The organism is Clostridium neonatale (genome assembly GCF_900465025.1).
GTDB lineage: Bacteria > Bacillota > Clostridia > Clostridiales > Clostridiaceae > Clostridium > Clostridium neonatale.
This window is the reverse complement of the sequence record NZ_UICR01000001.1, coordinates 149619-167500: the sequence shown is the minus strand read 5'-3', so window position 1 is coordinate 167500 and position 17882 is coordinate 149619. Positions and strand designations below refer to the sequence as shown.

Below are 17882 nucleotides of genomic sequence, written 5' to 3'. Positions count from 1 at the left end.
AGACTCTTCATCAAAGATAGAATTAACTGATGATCTTAGTTATTATTCTCCTTTTATCTTCAACGGGACAGATTTAATTTTTTCTAATCCCGAAGAAAATAATAGAATCTCTATAATTCCAGACCCTATAAAACCAAATATTTTAGAAAGTAAACTTATAACTGATTTCGCTGATTACTCAGCAGATAGCATAGCATTAATCAAAGACACTCTATATTTTTCAAATGGATCAGAAAATAATTCTTTATGTTCTATAGATATTAATACTAAAGATTATAAAAAAATAAATACTCACTCTATTAACAATCTTACTAATTATAAAGACAAACTAGTATATACTAATAAATCTTCAAATAATAGATTATTTGTATTCGATACTAGCTCTTCAGAAACATATCAAGTTACTTCTGATAGCGTTGGATATTTTATTATAAATAACAATTATATTATTTATCAAAACCTTAGTGATAATTCTAAAATCTATTCTATTAAAATTGATGGATCAGAAAGACAAAAACTTACTGATTATACATCTAGTAGTTTTACAAGCTATGATAATGAATTATTATTCTTTAATTCATCTGATAATAATAACTTATACTCCTTTGACCCTTCCACTTCAAATTGTAAGAGACTTTGTATAATGAATGGTTCTCAAATCCAAAATATAAATAATTCATTATATTTTATTAATCAGGATGATTATAATTACATATATTCTATGACTTTAGATTTAGAAAAAGGCTCTGTTAAGTATTCACCAGAAATTAAAGAAAATGTCAATAAATATTATGCTACTGCTGCAGGTATTTTTTATGAATCATCTCTCAATGTTAATAATATTAAATTCAAAGAATTTCAATCTAAATAAGAAAAAGTGTACTCAAACTTCAGTAGTTATTGAGTACACTTTTTCTTTCTATAATGAATTAACTATTTCTTTAAACACATTACCTCTTGCCATAAAATTAGGGAACATATCAAAAGAAGCACACGCAGGCGATAATGTTACTATATCTCCTGATCTAGCAATTTTTTTTGCCACATCAACGGCTTCATCTAGGGAAGAAACTGTCTCTATATCAACTTTTATTCCTTTTTCTTTCTCAAGTTTATCAAAAACCAATTTAATTTTATCTTTAGTTTTTCCTAAAAGTATCAATGTTTTTATATAAGGATATCCTTCATAAGCTAATGGTTCAAATGGTATGTTTTTATCATATCCACCTGCAATTAATATAACTTTTTCATTAAAAGCTTTAAGCCCAGCTAATGTTCTTGTAGGGCTAGATGCTATTGAATCATTATAATACTTAACGCCATCAATTTCTCTTACAAGCTCGCACCTATGTTCTACTCCCGCAAAAGTTTTAGCAATTTTTTTCATAGTCTCTATGCTTACATCATCTTTAGTTGCAATAAATGCTGCTAAATAATTTTCAACATTATGAACTCCCTTAATTATAATATCATCTCTATCACAAACTTCTTTCCCTTCAAGATAAAGAATATTATCTTTTAAATATGCACCATCTTTAATTACTCTTTTAGAACTAAATTCTCTTACTTTGCCTTTTGCTTCTTTTTCAAACGAATAAGTTATATCATTTTCTCTATTAACAACTAAAACATCATCATCATTTTGATATAAGAAAATATTCTTTTTCGAATCTATATATTCTTGCATATCTTTATGCATATCTAAGTGATTTGGTGCTAGGTTAGTACAAATAGCTACATTTATTTTTTCATGCATTGTCATAAGCTGAAAACTTGATAATTCCAAAACTACTTTGTCATCATCTTTTATATTTTCTATTTGTGCAAATAAAGGAGTTCCTATATTGCCTCCAACCCAAGTTTTATATCCCTCTTCTTCTAATAACTTAGACACTATAGTTGTAGTTGTAGTCTTTCCATCGCTACCAGTTATGGCATATATTTTTCCTTTAGTATATTTAACAAATTCCTCCATCTCAGATGTTACATATGCACCTTCGTTTTTAGCTCTCACCAAAGCTTCACTGTCTATTCTCATTGATGGCGTTTTAAATATCACATCAAATCCTGTTAAATTATCTAAATAGTGTTCTCCAAGCTCTAAAGTTACTCCTTTTTTACTAAACTCATCTGCTACGTTTCCAAGATCTTCTTTATTCTTTTTATCAAAAGCGGTTACTTTTGCCCCTAGATCTAATAAAAAGTTTATCAAAGGGATGTTGCTGACACCAATACCAACCACCCCTACATTTTTACCACATATAAAATCTTTAAACTCTTTGAAATCCCTTTTCATTTTTTGCCTCCAAAATTTATATTAATATATAACGTTAAATTTAATTATATCACTCTAATCATCAGCATACCATATTAATACATCTTTATAAATTATGAACTATAATTTATTTTGTAATCGCTATATTATAAATAAAAAGTTGTTTTAGAATACTATTTTCATTCTAAAACAACTTTTTAATCATTAAAATTCTAAACTTTTTTGAATATAATTTTCTAATTCGCTTATTTTTATTCTTTCTTGAGTCATAGTATCTCTATCTCTAATAGTAACTGATTCATCTTCTAATGTATCAAAATCAATTGTTACGCAGTATGGAGTACCTACTTCATCTTGTCTTCTATATCTCTTCCCTATACTTCCTGTTTCATCAAAGTCAACACTAAACTTCTTACTTAATTCAGTATATATATCTAACGCCCTATCAGAAAGCTTTTTAGATAAAGGCAATATAGCAGCTTTAAACGGTGCTAAAGCTGGATGTAAATGCATTACCGTTCTAACATCTCCACCTTCTAATTCTTCTTCATCATACGCTTCTACTAAAAATGCTAAAGCAACTCTATCGGCACCTAATGATGGCTCGATAACATATGGAATATATCTTTCATTTGTAACTTGATCCAAGTAAGTTAAATCTTGACCAGAATGTTCTTGATGCTTATTTAAATCATAATCAGTTCTATCAGCTATACCCCAAAGTTCTCCCCAGCCAAATGGGAATAAATATTCTATATCAGATGTTGCATTTGAATAGAATGATAACTCTTCTTCTCCGTGATCTCTCATTCTTAAGCTTTTAGGATTAATGTTTAAATTAAGTAGGAAATTCCAACAATAATCTTTCCAGTATTTATGCCACTCTAAATCTGTTCCTGGCTTACAGAAAAATTCCAATTCCATTTGTTCAAATTCTCTTATTCTAAAAATAAAATTACCAGGAGTGATTTCATTTCTAAAAGATTTACCTATCTGAGCTATACCAAATGGCACTTTTTTTCTTGAAGTTCTTTGAACAGCTTTAAAGTTAACAAAAATACCTTGTGCTGTTTCCGGTCTTAAGAATATTTCTGCTTTCGCATCCTCAGTAACTCCTTGGAAAGTCTTAAACATAAGATTAAACTTTCTTATATCTGTATAGTTCATCTTTCCACATTTAGGACACACTATATTATTCTTTTCAATATATTCTTTCAATTGTTCATTAGACCATCCATCAGCACTAGCTACTTCAGCTCCATTTTCCGTCATATGATCTTCAACTAATTTATCTGCTCTAAATCTAGCTTTACATTCTTTACAGTCCATCAATGGATCTGAAAATCCTCCAACGTGACCTGATGCAACCCAAACTTCTCTATTCATTAATATAGCAGAATCTAAGCCTACATTATAAGGACTCTCTTGAACAAATTTTTTCCACCAAGCTTTTTTTACATTATTTTTAAACTCTACTCCTAATGGACCGTAATCCCAAGAATTTGCCAATCCACCATATATATCAGATCCTGGAAATACGAATCCTCTGTTCTTACAAAGCGCTACGATTTTATCCATTGTCTTTTCTACTGCCATTATTATCCCTCCAAATATTTTATTATAAAATAAAAAAGCTCTAACCATAAAGGGACGAAATTATTATTCCGCGGTTCCACCCTTCTTGGCTAAAGCCCAACTTTCAAAACATTACACTCAAAAGCTCCATTCATTTTAAATTATTAATGATTTTCACCTACCATCATCTCTCTTTAAATGAATTTAAAATTACTCTTCTTTCTCAACATGTATATTAAATTTTATAAATTAATTTTATCAAAATACCCATATATGTCAAGTTCAATTATCATTATATAATACATTCAATAATAGAGTAAAAAAATATAAAAAAAATGGCTCCGCGAAGAGGACTCGAACCTCCAACCTATCGGTTAACAGCCGAGTGCTCCACCATTGAGCTATCGCGGAACGTCATTACTTTTATTATTATAACAGATTTTTTAGATTATGCAACCCTTTTTTATTTAAATTTTTTATATAGCAAATTAAATTCAATATATCTTATTTATAAAATTAATAGTTAATGTTTGAACTATAAAAATAAGAAGCTATTATATAAAATAACTTCTTCACTCTTTCTTATGAAAACTTCTTTAATAAAAAAATGGCTCCGCGAAGAGGACTCGAACCTCCAACCTATCGGTTAACAGCCGAGTGCTCCACCATTGAGCTATCGCGGAACGTCATTACCTTTATTATTATAACAGGTTTTCTTAATTATGCAACCCTTTTATACTAAAATTAAATATTTAAAGTCTTTTTCTTTTAAATCATATATACCTTTCAAGTAACCTTATTATATATGATAAATTGCAGTATTAAGCTGACACTAATTAACTACAAAAAACAAGCAGCATGAACAAGTTCATGTTAAATTAATATTTGACTAGAAGATCACTTTAAAGAACGCGACTTATGATCTATAAACATATTACTATAAACTGATTACTACAGTTCATCGCAAAAAACAAATTAAAATGAAAATGATCTTATTATAGATTTTTTTCATAATAAATTTGATTTTCTTAATATAACGCGATCATATATTTATATATTAAATATATTGTAAATAATAAGCCAAGGAAATATCTTGGATTCACAGCCATACTAGAAGTATTTAACATAGAGTAAAATCAGTGCCACACTTAACTTGTTAATTCATCCCATTATAAAAAGAAGTTATCATAAAATATCCTCAAAAAATATCTTATGATAACTTCTTTATTTTTAAATAAAAAAATGGCTCCGCGAAGAGGACTCGAACCTCCAACCTATCGGTTAACAGCCGAGTGCTCCACCATTGAGCTATCGCGGAACGTCATTACTTTTATTATTATAACAGGTTTTCTTAATTATGCAACCCTTTTTATAATATTTTTCACAATTTATTTTATCAAAATATTATATTTCATCTTAAACAAATAAAAACCAGGCACAAATACATACTTTATGCCTAGCTTTCTATATAATCTATTACTTTTGTGGCTTCATTGTAGGGAATAAAATAACATCTCTAATTGATGCTGAATCTGTAAGGAACATTATTAATCTGTCTATTCCAATTCCTAATCCTCCAGTTGGTGGCATACCAGTTTCTAAGGCGCTCATGAATTGTTCATCTAACATGTACGCTTCATCATCACCAAGTTCTCTTTCTTTAGCTTGTTGTTCAAATCTTTCTCTTTGAACAATTGGATCATTCAATTCTGAATAAGCATTACAAAGCTCTCTACCAAATACAAAACCTTCAAATCTTTCTGTGAATGCTGGATTGCCTCTTTTTTTCTTAGTTAAAGGTGATATTTCTACTGGATAATCCATAACAAATGTAGGTTGAATCATATTAGCTTCACCAAACTCTTCATATAAAGCATTTAATACTTCACCCTTTGTTACCTTATCTAAAGGCTTAGAGAATTCTAGATTTTTTTCTTTAGCTATAGATTGTGCTTCTTCATCTGATTTTATTTCATTGAAATCCACACCCGCATGTTCTTTAACTACGTCTACCATTGTCACTCTTCTCCAAGGCGGCATGAAGTCTATTTCAGTACCTTGATAATTAACTTTAGTAGTACCATTTACTTTTTCACATATATACGCAACCATATTCTCAGTAATTTCCATCATATCATTATAATCTGCATATGCTTCATATAACTCTATAGCAGTGAATTCCGGATTATGTCTGACCGACATTCCTTCATTTCTAAAGTTTCTTCCAATTTCATACACTTTTTCAAATCCAGCCACTATTAATCTCTTAAGGTATAGCTCTGTAGCAATTCTTAAATACATATCAATATCTAAAGTATTATGATGAGTTATAAATGGTTTAGCAGCAGCTCCACCAGCAATTGGTGCAAGTATAGGAGTTTCTACTTCTAAGAAACCTTTATTATCTAGGAATTCTCTCATTGCTGATATTATTTTACTTCTCTTAATAAAAGTATCTTTAACTTCTGAATTAGTTATTATATCAACTTCTCTTTGTCTATATCTTAAATCCGGATCTTTTAATCCATGCCATTTTTCTGGTAATGGTTTTAATGATTTACATATTAATTCAAAAGAACTTACCTTTACAGATACTTCTCCAGTCTTAGTTGTGAATACTTCACCTGTAGCTGAAACCCAATCACCTAAATCTAAGCTTTTATATTGTTTTAGGTTTTCTTCTCCAACCATATCAATCTTTATAAATAATTGCATTTTTCCATCTTTATCATATATATCTGAGAATACAACCTTACCTTGACCTCTCTTAGACATAATTCTTCCTGCAACTGTTACTTCTTTGCCTTCTAATGATTCATAGTTAGCTTTAACTTCTTCTGATGTATGAGTACGTTCTACTTTGTAAACATCAAACGGATCTTTACCTTCTCTTTGTAATTCTGCTAGCTTCTCTCTTCTTAGGGCTTCTTGCTCACTAAATTGAGCTTCCAGCTCTTGTATACTCATTTCTTCTGTTGACATCATTGTCCCTCCATTTTTAACTTCTACTTATTTCTAATATTTCAAATTTATTCACTCCATCCGGAATTACTACTTCAACAATTTCTCCAACTTTTTTTCCTATTAAAGCCTTTCCAACAGGAGATTCATTTGATATCTTAAAATTCATAGGATCTGCTTCAGCTGAACCTACAATTGTATATTCTACATCTTCATCAAATTCATAATCTTTTACTTTTACTTTTGAGCCTACTGACACCATATCATTAGGTATTTCTGATTCATCAACAACTACTGCATTTTTTAACATAGCTTCTAACTGAACTATTCTTCCCTCAACAAAAGCCTGATCATTTTTAGCTTCATCATATTCTGAGTTTTCACTTAAATCTCCATATCCTAAAGCAACTTTTATTTTTTCAGTAATTTCTTTTCTTCTAACTGTTTTTAAATATTCTAGCTCGTTTTCTAATTTTTTTACACCTTCATATGTCATAACATATTGTTTTGATTCGCTCATATATTTGACTCCCCTTTAGAACCTTATTTTTTAATATTAATATAATATACTTAATATAATTATTTTTATACTAAGAATTATTAATTTGTAAATTTATTCAAACCATTTATTCAAAACATTATATGTGAATATAATTAAACTCATTTACAGATATCAATTAAATAGTTTATCTTGAAATCATTCTAATAATTATAAATCAGCATATATGATATGTCAATAAATCCTAATTCAAATACTATAATTCATTTCTATATTCTCTTAAAATTTCTATGACTTGATTACTGTCATCCAAAACATTTATTTTATTTCGTATTTCTGTGCATTTAGGAAGACCTTTTATATACCAAGATGCATGTTTTCTCATTTCTCTAACAGCTTTATAATTACCATCATATTTGATAGCTAGCTCATAGTGTCTTATACACATATCCAACTTTTCTCTGTTTGTAATTTCTTTTATTCCTTCACCTTTTAACGCACTTAATATTTGTTTAAATATCCAAGGATTTCCTTGACTCGCTCTGGCAATCATTATTCCATCACAATTAGTAAGTTCTTTCATCCTCATTGCATCTTCTGGAGTACAAACATCTCCATTCCCTATAACCGGTATGCTAACACTTTGCTTTACTTTCTTAATTATTTCCCAATCAGCTACACCTTGATACATTTGCTTGCTAGTTCTTCCGTGTATCGCAATTGCATCTATTCCAGCTTGTTCCATACCTTTTGCAAAATCTACAGCATTTACATTATCTTCATCAAACCCTTTTCTGAATTTTACTGTGACAGGTTTATTAGATACTTTCTTTATTTCCCTAACAATCTCAAATGCCAAATCAGGTTCTTTCAGTAATGCTGATCCTTCTCCATTCTTTACAATTTTAGGAGCTGGACACCCCATATTTATATCTATAATACAAATATCATCTCTTTCATTTAGGTGTTCCTCACAAATTTGAGCCATAATTTTAGGGTCTCTTCCGAAGATTTGAGCTGCAACTGGTTTTTCTTCATCTGCAATTCTAAGAAGAGATTTCGTATTTTCACTTCCATAATATAATGCTTTTGCACTTACCATTTCAGTGTAAACTAAGCCACATCCCATTTCTTTGCATAACCCTCTAAATGATATATCAGTAACTCCAGCCATAGGAGCTAAGAATACATTATTATCAAGAGTAACATTGCCTATTTTCATTTAAATTTACTCCTTATTTTTTTCATATAAAATTTTTAGTCCTTCTAAGGTTAAATCCGAATCAACTATATCTATAAAATCTGTCTGTTTAGCTATAAGATTAGCTAAACCTCCTGTAGCTATTACAAGCGGTTCTTCTTTATTCTTAGAATTCTTAATCTCTTCTTTCATTTTTTTAACTATATATTCAACTTGCCCAATATAGCCAAATAAAATTCCCGCTTGCATACTAGTTACCGTACTCTTGCATATTATAGTTTTAGGTACTTCTAATTCTACTCTTGGAAGCTTTGCTGCCCTCTCAAATAGTGCATCTGCTGAAATCCTAATACCCGGACATATACATCCGCCTAAATAATCTCCATTTTTTCTTAGAGCACAAAAAGTAGTTGCAGTACCAAAATCTATTATTATAGCAGACTTCTTATATATCTCATGTGCAGCAACTGCATTTACTATTCTGTCAGCTCCAACTTCTTTGGGATTATCATATTTTATATTTATTCCTGTCTTTATTCCTGGACCAACTATTATCGGTTCATGACAAAAACATTTTCTAAGCATATTTTCTAAAGAATGCATTATGTTAGGAACAACAGATGAAACAATAACACCCTTTATTTCCTTAGGATCAATTTCACTCACATTAAATAATTGCATAACTTGTATGCTATATTCATCTGAAGTCTTATTTCCATCACTAGAAATACGCCAACTAGCTATGTATTCTTGACCATTATGTACTCCTAAAACAATATTAGTATTTCCCACATCCACTAGTAAAATCACCAAAAGCACCACCTTTATAAAATTAAATTAAAAGCAGCCCAAAGAGCTGCCTTAATTTAAATCCATTCCAAAATAACAATATAATTTTAACAATTCTCATATATTTGTCAAGAGCTTATAATACAAATACTTCTAAAATAATCCTATTATTTCCCCATCTTTTAAAACATCCATTTTATTAGCTGCTGGTACTTTTGGTAAGCCTGGCATAGTCATAATATCACCAGTTAACGCTACTATAAATCCTGCGCCATTTGATACTTTTATTTCTTTAACTGTAATAGTAAAGTTTTCAGCTCTTCCTAGCAAATTAGGGTTATCTGATAATGAATATTGTGTTTTAGCCATACAAATAGGTAATTTATCTAATTTAAATGCTTCTAACTCTTTTATTTGTTTTTTTGCTGCTGGTGTATAGTTAACTCCATCAGCACCATAAATTTCTTTAGCTATAGTTAATATTTTTTCTTCTATTGTAGATTTTTCATCATAAATTGGAGCAAAATTTGATTTATCATTTTCTAAAATATCTATAACTATGTTTCCTAGCTCAATTCCACCTTCTCCACCTTTAGCCCACACATCAGATAAAGCTACCTTTACACCCAGTTTATCACAGTAATCTTTTATAAACTTAACTTCTTCATCACTATCAGTGACAAATTTATTTATTGCAACTACTGCATCTACATTAAATTTCTTAATATTTTCAATTTGTTTTTCTAGATTTGATATTCCTTTTGATAAAGCTTCAACATTTGGAGTATTTAAATCTGCTTTTGCTACTCCCCCATGATGCTTTAAAGCTCTAATAGTAGCAACTATTACAACACAAGACGGCTTTAATCCACCATATCTACATTTTATGTCAAAGAATTTTTCCGCACCTAAATCAGCACCAAATCCCGCTTCTGTAATAGCAATATCTCCAAGCTTCAATGCTAGCTTTGTTGCCATAATAGAATTACATCCATGTGCAATATTAGCAAATGGTCCACCATGTATTAACGCAGGTGTATTTTCTAACGTTTGTACTAGATTAGGTTTTATAGCATCCTTCATTAATAGTGCCATCGCTCCTTGTACATTCAATTGCTTTGCATATACAGGACATCCATCTAAATCATATCCTATAACTATATTCCCCATTCTTTCTTTTAAATCTTCCAAATCTTTAGATAGACATAATATAGCCATTATTTCCGATGCCACAGTTATTGTAAATCCATCTTCTCTAACAAATCCATTAACTTTTCCACCCATTCCAACAACTATATTTCTAAGAGCTCTATCATTCATATCAATAACTCTTTTAAAAGTTATCCTTCTTGAATCTATTCTTAATTGGTTTCCTTGATGGATATGATTATCTATAGCTGCTGATAATAAGTTATTAGCTGATGTTATTGCATGCATATCTCCTGTAAAATGAAGATTTATGTCTTCCATTGGGACTACTTGAGCATATCCACCACCTGCTGCCCCACCTTTTATTCCAAAAACAGGCCCAAGAGAAGGTTCTCTTAAAGCTATAACTGCTTTTTTACCTAATTTATTAAGCGCCTGCCCTAATCCAACGGTTACAGTTGATTTTCCTTCACCTGCTGGTGTTGGGTTTATAGCTGTTACTAAAACTAATTTTCCATCTTTTTTATCTACAACTTTATTATATGCATCTAAAGATATTTTACATTTATATTTCCCATAATACTCGATATCATCTTCACAAAGACCTAAGCCTTCAGCAATCTCTTTTATTGGTTTCATCTTTGCTTCTTGAGCAATTTGTATATCACTTTTCATTTAATCTTTCCCCCTAAAATTTATATATTAAAATAAATTCTTCTATCACAAATTCAATATATATTATATCATCCAAAATAATCTATTAAAAGTTATTTTCGAATATTTATTTGTATTTTTAACCTATCATTCGTATTTTGTCATAAGCAATATTATTATATATAGATATTTCTTCGGAAATAAAAAAATATGTATCCAATAAAATTAAAGTTTAATAATTTTATATAGATACATATTTATACTACATTATATTAACTATTTGCAAAAATTTCTTCAAATTCCTTTGCATCTAATTTTTCTTTTTCAATCAATGCTTGTGCAACTGCATGTAATTTATTTAGATTATTGCTTAATAAATCAATAGCCTTATTATATGCTTCATCAATTGTTTTCTTAATTTCCTTATCTATTTTAGCTCCTAATTCTTCACTGAAGTTTCTTCCTTTGCCGATATCTCTTCCCAAGAATACTTCATCTTGACCTGCATTATATGATATAGTTCCTATAACATCACTCATACCATATTCCATTATCATACTTCTTGCTATATTACTTGCTCTATCTATATCATTTTTAGCACCAGTGCTTATATCTCCCATTATTAATTTTTCAGCAACTCTTCCACCTAAAAGCCCTACCATTTCATCCTTTAATTTATTTTTAGATGTATACGAAGTATCTTCTTTAGGTAGATGCATCGTATAGCCACCAGCTCTACCTCTTGGTATTATACTTATTTCATGAACAGGATCACAATTAGGAAGTAATCTCATAACAACTGCATGCCCTGCTTCATGATAAGCTGTTAGCTTTTTATCATGCTCTGTTATAACTTTACTCTTCTTTTCCGGCCCTGCAATCACTCTAGTAATCGCTTCTTCCATTTCGTCCATAGATATTTGTTTTCTATCTTTTCTAACCGCAAGTAGGGCAGCCTCATTAGCCAGATTTTCTAAATCTGCTCCAGAAAATCCTGGTGTTCTCTTTGCTAAAACATCTAACTTTACACTTTCTTCAAGAGGTTTTTTCTTAGTATGAACCTTAAGTATTTCTTCTCTTCCTTTTACATCTGGTGCTCCTACAACAATTTGCCTATCGAATCTTCCAGGTCTAAGCAATGCTGGGTCTAATATATCAGGTCTATTAGTTGCAGCTATCATAATAATTCCTTCATTTACACCAAATCCATCCATTTCAACTAGTAACTGATTCAATGTTTGTTCTCTTTCATCATGCCCACCACCAAGACCAGCTCCTCTTTGTCTACCTACAGCATCAATTTCATCTATAAATACTATACAAGGAGAGTTCTTTTTAGCTTCTTCAAACAAACTTCTAACTCTAGATGCTCCAACACCAACAAACATTTCAACAAAATCTGAACCTGATATACTAAAAAATGGTACACCCGCTTCACCTGCGATCGCTTTGGCAAGTAAAGTCTTTCCTGTCCCCGGAGGTCCAACTAAAAGAACTCCCTTTGGTATTCTTGCTCCCATTTGAATATATCTTGAAGGTTGTTTAAGAAAATCAACAATTTCCTCTAATTCTGCTTTTTCCTCATCTGCTCCTGCCACATCAGAAAAAGTAACAGTTTGGCTTTCTGGAGTTACCATTTTTGCCTTACTCTTTCCAAAATTCATGACACCTCTACCACTTCCACCGCCTTGTGACTGCTGAGTAAATATGAAGAAAAACATAAAAATTACTATAGCTAATAAAACAAATGGTAGTAACGTTGCCAGCCATGTTGCATTATTAGATGGTGCTCTAAACTCAACTATAACATTTGGATTTTTATGATTTTCCATCAAAGATGTAAGTAGTTCATCAGGCGCATAAGTACTAAATTTTTTATTATCTTTCGTTTTTCCTTCTATTTTATTATTTTCTACAACAATGCTATCTATTTCATCCGCATTCCACTTTTGTGAAAATATATTAAACGGTATATCTGTAGATGGTTTCCCTGTTTCCCACATCATAACAGCAGCTAAAAATAACATTATTGCACATACAGTCCATACAGCTGTGCTCGAATATTTTTTCATTCAAGCCCCCCCTCTCTATTACTTCTAAATTTTATCATAGGGAATTTCTCATTACAACATTTTACATTATTACTTTTCATATACCTCTGGCTTCAATATTCCTATATAAGGTAAATTTCTATACCTCTCAGCATAATCTATTCCATATCCAACAATAAATGCATCTGGAACTTCAAATCCTATATACTTAACATCTAACTCAACTTTTCTTCTAGCTGGTTTATTTAACAATGAAACTATTTCTATGCTATTAGCTTTTCTTGCTTTAAGATACCCAAGTAAATACTTTAATGTTGTTCCTGTATCTACAATATCCTCAACTATTAATATATCCTTTCCCTCAATATTACTGTCTAGATCTTTAAGTATTCTTACTACTCCTGATGTTTCTGTAGAATTACCATAACTAGATACTGCCATAAAATCTATCTCACATTGAATTGAAATATTTTTTATTAGTTCAGCTGCAAATATGACTGATCCTTTTAATATCCCAACAACAACTAAGTCTTTACCTTTATAGTCTTCACTAATTTTCTCAGCTAATTCTCTAACCTTTTCTGATAATGTATCACTTGAAAATAATACTTCTTTAATATCTTCCTTCATCTTAATGTTCCTTTCTACTAACTATAACCTTTAATATATTTTTACTATTATTTGATATCCTATATTCTTCTGAAGTCCTAACTCCAATAACCCATGCAATCCTACTATCAAAACATAATATCGGAATTAAATCTCTTAAATCTTTAGGGACTTTCATATCAATAAATATATCTTTTACCTTTTTATTCCCTTTCATCCCTAAAGGAATCATTCTATCTCCATCTTCCCTTGTCTTCAAAAGAATTTCATCCTCTATTTTATCAAATTCAAAATATTTTATGAATTCATTTTCTTTTAAATTAATATTTTTGTCATTTTTCATTACAGTAAATTGTATAAAGAAATCTTGAAAATCAATTTTTTTATTGTCTATATCAAGTTTATTTAATCTTATCTTGTTACTATCTATTTTCTTTTGATTTAATTTATTCTTTATGTATATATCTCCATATATATTTTCCACAAAAATATTTTTAGGTAAATTAACAATTTTCCCGGTATCTTTTCTAGCTAAATCCATAATTTCATATATATGCTTCATTTCAAAATCATAGGTCTGATTAGAATATCTTATTAGTGCATTTCTTAACATCCTAGAGATAATGGAATCATGATTAGTAAATGCATCCTTTTTTATTATAAAATATTTATCGTATTCTATACAATATTTCTGGTAAACTTTTAAAGATTCACTTTCTAAAAACTCATTATCTTTTTGTAACAATCCAGCTGTTCTATTTAAAGTTTTTATTATGTCTTCATTAAAATATTCTTTTATATATGGTAATATATCTAAGCGTATTTTATTTCTATTATATATTTTTTCAAAGTTTGTTTTATCAATTCTTGGATTCAAGTTTTCTTTTCTAATATATTCTTCAACCTCCTCCCTATCAAGACATAATATAGGGCGTATTATTTTATTATCTCTATAAGCTTTAATACCACCAAGCCCCTCTAATCCACTACCTCTAATTAGCCTAAAAATTATAGTTTCCGCCTGATCATTGGCATTATGCGCTGTAGCAATTTTGTTATATTTACCATTTTTCATTACTTCTTCAAAGAAATCATATCTCACTTTTCTTCCAGCCATTTCAGATGACATTTTATTTTCAGCCGAATACGCATTTATATCTACTCTTTTTATATATGATGGAATTCCAATCTTATTACAAAGCTCAATTACATATTCCTCATCCTTGTCAGAATCTTCTCCCCTAAGCATATGATTTATATGTACTGCACCTAAAGTAATATTTAATTTATCTTTCAACTTATATAATATATCTAATAAACAAACTGAATCTGGTCCACCTGATAGAGCTACTAATACATTATCTCCAGGTTCAATTAATTTATTTTTTCGTATATAAGTAATAACTTTATCTTTCAAACAAACACTTCCTATTTTTTTATTAAAAACATAATATATATTTATTTTACGTATATATATATTAATTGTAAACATTATTAACTCAAATATATAATATAATCAAAATTACAAAGAGCTGTTTCAAAAGAAACAGCCTCACTATATACTAACTTACAGAATAAACTTTAGAAACAACTACCATCATATCATCTTTTAAAATTCCATTACTAAGTTCTTTTGCTCTTTTTAATATATTCTCTGATAGTTGCTTTGGATCATAACTATTCTCACCTAAATATTCTTCAATCCATAAATCATCTCCTACTTTTAATTTATCTATATCCACTATTCCATCACTTATACTTACTATCATATCGCCAGGTTTCAACTCTTCATTTATAACTTCTACATCCACTTCATCAACAAGACCAAAAGGTAAATTATTAGAAGCTATTTTTTGTACACCATCTTTTCTTTTTATAAAACTAGGTGAAGCACCTATCTTGATAAACGATGTTCTGCCATTATATAAATTAATTTTACTCAAATCTAAAGTTGCAAATTTTTCATTTTCTGCAAACTTCATACCCATTATTGAATTAACTGTATTAACAGTTATATCTTCTGCAAAACCAGCATCTGTTAAATGTTCAACTAAATTAACAGTTGCCTTGCTTTGATCACTAGCTTCAGGACCAGATCCCATTCCATCACTCAAAATAATTGTATAGTTTCCATCCGTAGTTTTTCCAAAGCTATAATAATCGCCTGTCTGACTTTCTCCATCTTTAATATCCATTGCAGCATATGACATGACATAATATTTGGGCGCTTCTTCAATTGTTATTGTACACTCATTGCTCTTCGGATTAATATTACACCCTTCACTACTAATACTTAATGGAATCTTAATTATATCATTTAATATAGGCAAAACATCTTTATTACAAAATTCACACCCTTCACAACTGTTCATACTTATTTTTATTCTAATTCTTCCTTCATAATTTTTATAACAAAATATATCATTATATTCTATAGAATTTCTATTTAACCCCCTTCTTATCATTCTCTCTAAATCATCCGATATTTTAATTTCTCTTTTGAAGTTATCTAATATTCTCTCTAACGTAATTCCTATATTGTTTATATGCTCCGATAAAATCTGTCTTCCTTCATTAATTTTTTCTTTTTTAGTTTCATTTAAATTATGGTTATTAATAATAGTTTCTGTGTTTTTTAGTATAGAAAGATGTTTAACACAATTTTTCTCTAAATAAATTGGTAATGTAACCTTTCCACTTTCATAATTATCTATCAGAGTTTGAAATGAAACATACGTCTGATTAAAATTCTTTTGCCAACACTTTTCTCTATTTATACATTGACTACAACTTCTTTCTGCAAGATTTTCTATTAACGCACATGATTTATTTTTGATTGATAAATTACTATTTTCGTTGTCCTCACCTAAGCATGCAGAAATTGCACCCAAAACATCAGTAATCCCTCTTATTCTTAGGGTAAACTCCTCCTTTAAATCATTTAAACTAATATTACTTATAGCATTTCTCTTTTTTTCAGGATTTATCTCAATTTCAATACTTTTATATGCAGATTTAGGAATTAACAAAAATAAAATAGCTCCTATCATCACTTCAATAATCAAGTTTGTTGTTAGCTGATTAGAATATAATCCCAAAGCAAAATATATTATTATACCTGCAAGTATTGAAAGAATTTTCCCAGTATCTTTAAATATTCCTACTATTAAGCCCTCAACTCCATAAAAAGCCACATTAAAAATCATATCATTTTCAGATATCCCCAATATTACTCCCATAGCAACTCCAATCATTGCCCCATAACTAGCTCCACCCATATAAGCAATAATAAAGACAGAAGTCAGAGCTAATATATTTCTAATTGAACAGTTTAATATATATATTTCTCCCACTCCTGTAATTATTAAGCAAAACAATATGGATATGCTTACAATTTCCTCAGCCGAAATACTACTATTTATTCTAAACTCATCTAAGGATCTAATTGAGTACTTTATAATATGATATATAGGTATAACTACTGATGTCTGGAGTAGGGTTAATGTTAAATTTATTCCACCATCATACTTAGAAATAAAGATTCCACCTAATACAAAAACTACTAATAATATGGAAAAGCTTATTATTTCTAATTTAATTTTATCTTTAGTTGATATCAATAGATAATAAATACTTAAAACAACTATTGAGACTAAATATATATATGGATCATTTATTGAATTCCACATAGATAAATATCCAAGACCAACACCAATTGATGCTAGAATACATTTCTTTTTATCTCTTTTAATAGCACATAGAGCCATTAAATACGCTATACCAAATGGTGCAATTCCTTTATTATCTGCTCTATTTAATAATAAAATCACTCTTCCAAGTGATACTCCAATTATAAAAATTGCAAATAGTCTTACCAAAGATATCCTTAACCACGGATTTTTTTTTACTTTATTCTCTCTCCCTATATCATTATAAGAATTTAATTCTAATTCGTATTGCATTTTCGTCGCCTCATTTCCAAATATTGTAATTAGAATTATATCACTCTAGTCTTTCGATATATGTCATAAACTGTTTTCAAACCATAACTTTCGTAGGACAACATCATCTAAAATTCTCTAATATTTAATAATATAGTGTTTTATTTTTAATCTATAA

At 29.4% G+C, this 17882-nt stretch carries 12 protein-coding genes, 3 tRNA genes and 1 other annotated feature (1 of these 16 only partly in view); of the genes, 1 reads left to right on the top strand and 14 read right to left on the bottom strand.

Annotated elements, in window-relative coordinates:
• Positions 1-871 carry the 3' portion of a DUF5050 domain-containing protein gene (locus CNEONATNEC86_RS00785; protein ID WP_159115452.1) on the top strand. It extends 146 nt beyond the left edge of the window, so the window shows 871 of its 1017 coding nt (coding positions 147-1017); its start codon lies off the left edge, out of view; the stop codon is at positions 869-871.
• 48 nt (positions 872-919) lie between these two features.
• On the opposite strand, the gene murD is transcribed toward CNEONATNEC86_RS00785, so the two are convergent.
• From murD to spoIIE, 14 genes are all read right to left on the bottom strand, one after another.
• Complete coding sequence (murD, locus tag CNEONATNEC86_RS00780; RefSeq protein WP_159135403.1) at positions 920-2296, bottom strand: UDP-N-acetylmuramoyl-L-alanine--D-glutamate ligase; 1377 nt, start codon at positions 2294-2296, stop codon at positions 920-922.
• A gap of 183 nt (positions 2297-2479) precedes the next feature.
• Entirely contained in the window at positions 2480-3871 is a 1392-nt protein-coding gene (locus CNEONATNEC86_RS00775) for a glycine--tRNA ligase (RefSeq protein ID WP_159115450.1), read from the bottom strand.
• Between the two features lie 47 nt (positions 3872-3918).
• Positions 3919-4086, bottom strand: a binding site (T-box leader).
• A 100-nt stretch (positions 4087-4186) separates the two neighbouring features.
• Positions 4187-4261 (bottom strand) — tRNA-Asn (locus CNEONATNEC86_RS00770).
• Positions 4262-4458: 197 nt separating this feature from the next.
• Positions 4459-4533 (bottom strand) — tRNA-Asn (locus CNEONATNEC86_RS00765).
• 560 nt (positions 4534-5093) lie between these two features.
• Positions 5094-5168, bottom strand: a tRNA-Asn gene (locus tag CNEONATNEC86_RS00760).
• A 158-nt stretch (positions 5169-5326) separates the two neighbouring features.
• Complete coding sequence (gene lysS, locus CNEONATNEC86_RS00755) at positions 5327-6832, bottom strand: lysine--tRNA ligase (protein ID WP_058293110.1); 1506 nt, start codon at positions 6830-6832, stop codon at positions 5327-5329.
• A gap of 16 nt (positions 6833-6848) precedes the next feature.
• The gene (greA, locus tag CNEONATNEC86_RS00750) at positions 6849-7331 is read right to left on the bottom strand and encodes a transcription elongation factor GreA (protein WP_058293111.1); all 483 of its coding nucleotides are present in this window, start codon (positions 7329-7331) and stop codon (positions 6849-6851) included.
• A 235-nt stretch (positions 7332-7566) separates the two neighbouring features.
• On the bottom strand, positions 7567-8532 hold the full coding sequence (gene dusB / locus CNEONATNEC86_RS00745) for a tRNA dihydrouridine synthase DusB (protein WP_058293112.1): 966 nt from the start codon (positions 8530-8532) through the stop codon (positions 7567-7569).
• Positions 8533-8538: 6 nt separating this feature from the next.
• The gene (locus CNEONATNEC86_RS00740) at positions 8539-9321 is read right to left on the bottom strand and encodes a type III pantothenate kinase (protein ID WP_058293113.1); all 783 of its coding nucleotides are present in this window, start codon (positions 9319-9321) and stop codon (positions 8539-8541) included.
• A gap of 132 nt (positions 9322-9453) precedes the next feature.
• Positions 9454-11124 (bottom strand): formate--tetrahydrofolate ligase, encoded by a 1671-nt coding sequence (locus tag CNEONATNEC86_RS00735; RefSeq protein ID WP_125147974.1) that lies wholly within the window; start codon positions 11122-11124, stop codon positions 9454-9456.
• Between the two features lie 251 nt (positions 11125-11375).
• A complete protein-coding gene (gene ftsH / locus CNEONATNEC86_RS00730; protein WP_058293115.1) occupies positions 11376-13175 on the bottom strand; it encodes an ATP-dependent zinc metalloprotease FtsH in 1800 nt (599 codons plus the stop codon).
• Positions 13176-13244: 69 nt separating this feature from the next.
• On the bottom strand, positions 13245-13784 hold the full coding sequence (hpt, locus tag CNEONATNEC86_RS00725; protein ID WP_058293116.1) for a hypoxanthine phosphoribosyltransferase: 540 nt from the start codon (positions 13782-13784) through the stop codon (positions 13245-13247).
• Between the two features lies 1 nt (position 13785).
• A complete protein-coding gene (gene tilS, locus CNEONATNEC86_RS00720) occupies positions 13786-15180 on the bottom strand; it encodes a tRNA lysidine(34) synthetase TilS (protein ID WP_125147973.1) in 1395 nt (464 codons plus the stop codon).
• Between the two features lie 145 nt (positions 15181-15325).
• On the bottom strand, positions 15326-17725 hold the full coding sequence (spoIIE, locus tag CNEONATNEC86_RS00715) for a stage II sporulation protein E (RefSeq protein WP_058293117.1): 2400 nt from the start codon (positions 17723-17725) through the stop codon (positions 15326-15328).
• Between the last annotated feature and the right edge of the window lie 157 nt (positions 17726-17882).

Bases quoted from the DNA above. Each gene is read 5' to 3' on its own strand.
- spoIIE (WP_058293117.1), bottom strand. From the start codon at position 17,725: ATGCAATACGAATTAGAATTAAATTCTTATAATGATATAGGGAGAGAG.
- hpt (WP_058293116.1), bottom strand. From the start codon at position 13,784: ATGAAGGAAGATATTAAAGAAGTATTATTTTCAAGTGATACATTATCA.
- murD (WP_159135403.1), bottom strand. From the start codon at position 2,296: ATGAAAAGGGATTTCAAAGAGTTTAAAGATTTTATATGTGGTAAAAAT.
- CNEONATNEC86_RS00735 (WP_125147974.1), bottom strand. From the start codon at position 11,124: ATGAAAAGTGATATACAAATTGCTCAAGAAGCAAAGATGAAACCAATA.
- lysS (WP_058293110.1), bottom strand. From the start codon at position 6,832: ATGTCAACAGAAGAAATGAGTATACAAGAGCTGGAAGCTCAATTTAGT.
- CNEONATNEC86_RS00775 (WP_159115450.1), bottom strand. From the start codon at position 3,871: ATGGCAGTAGAAAAGACAATGGATAAAATCGTAGCGCTTTGTAAGAAC.
- ftsH (WP_058293115.1), bottom strand. From the start codon at position 13,175: ATGAAAAAATATTCGAGCACAGCTGTATGGACTGTATGTGCAATAATG.
- dusB (WP_058293112.1), bottom strand. From the start codon at position 8,532: ATGAAAATAGGCAATGTTACTCTTGATAATAATGTATTCTTAGCTCCT.
- greA (WP_058293111.1), bottom strand. From the start codon at position 7,331: ATGAGCGAATCAAAACAATATGTTATGACATATGAAGGTGTAAAAAAA.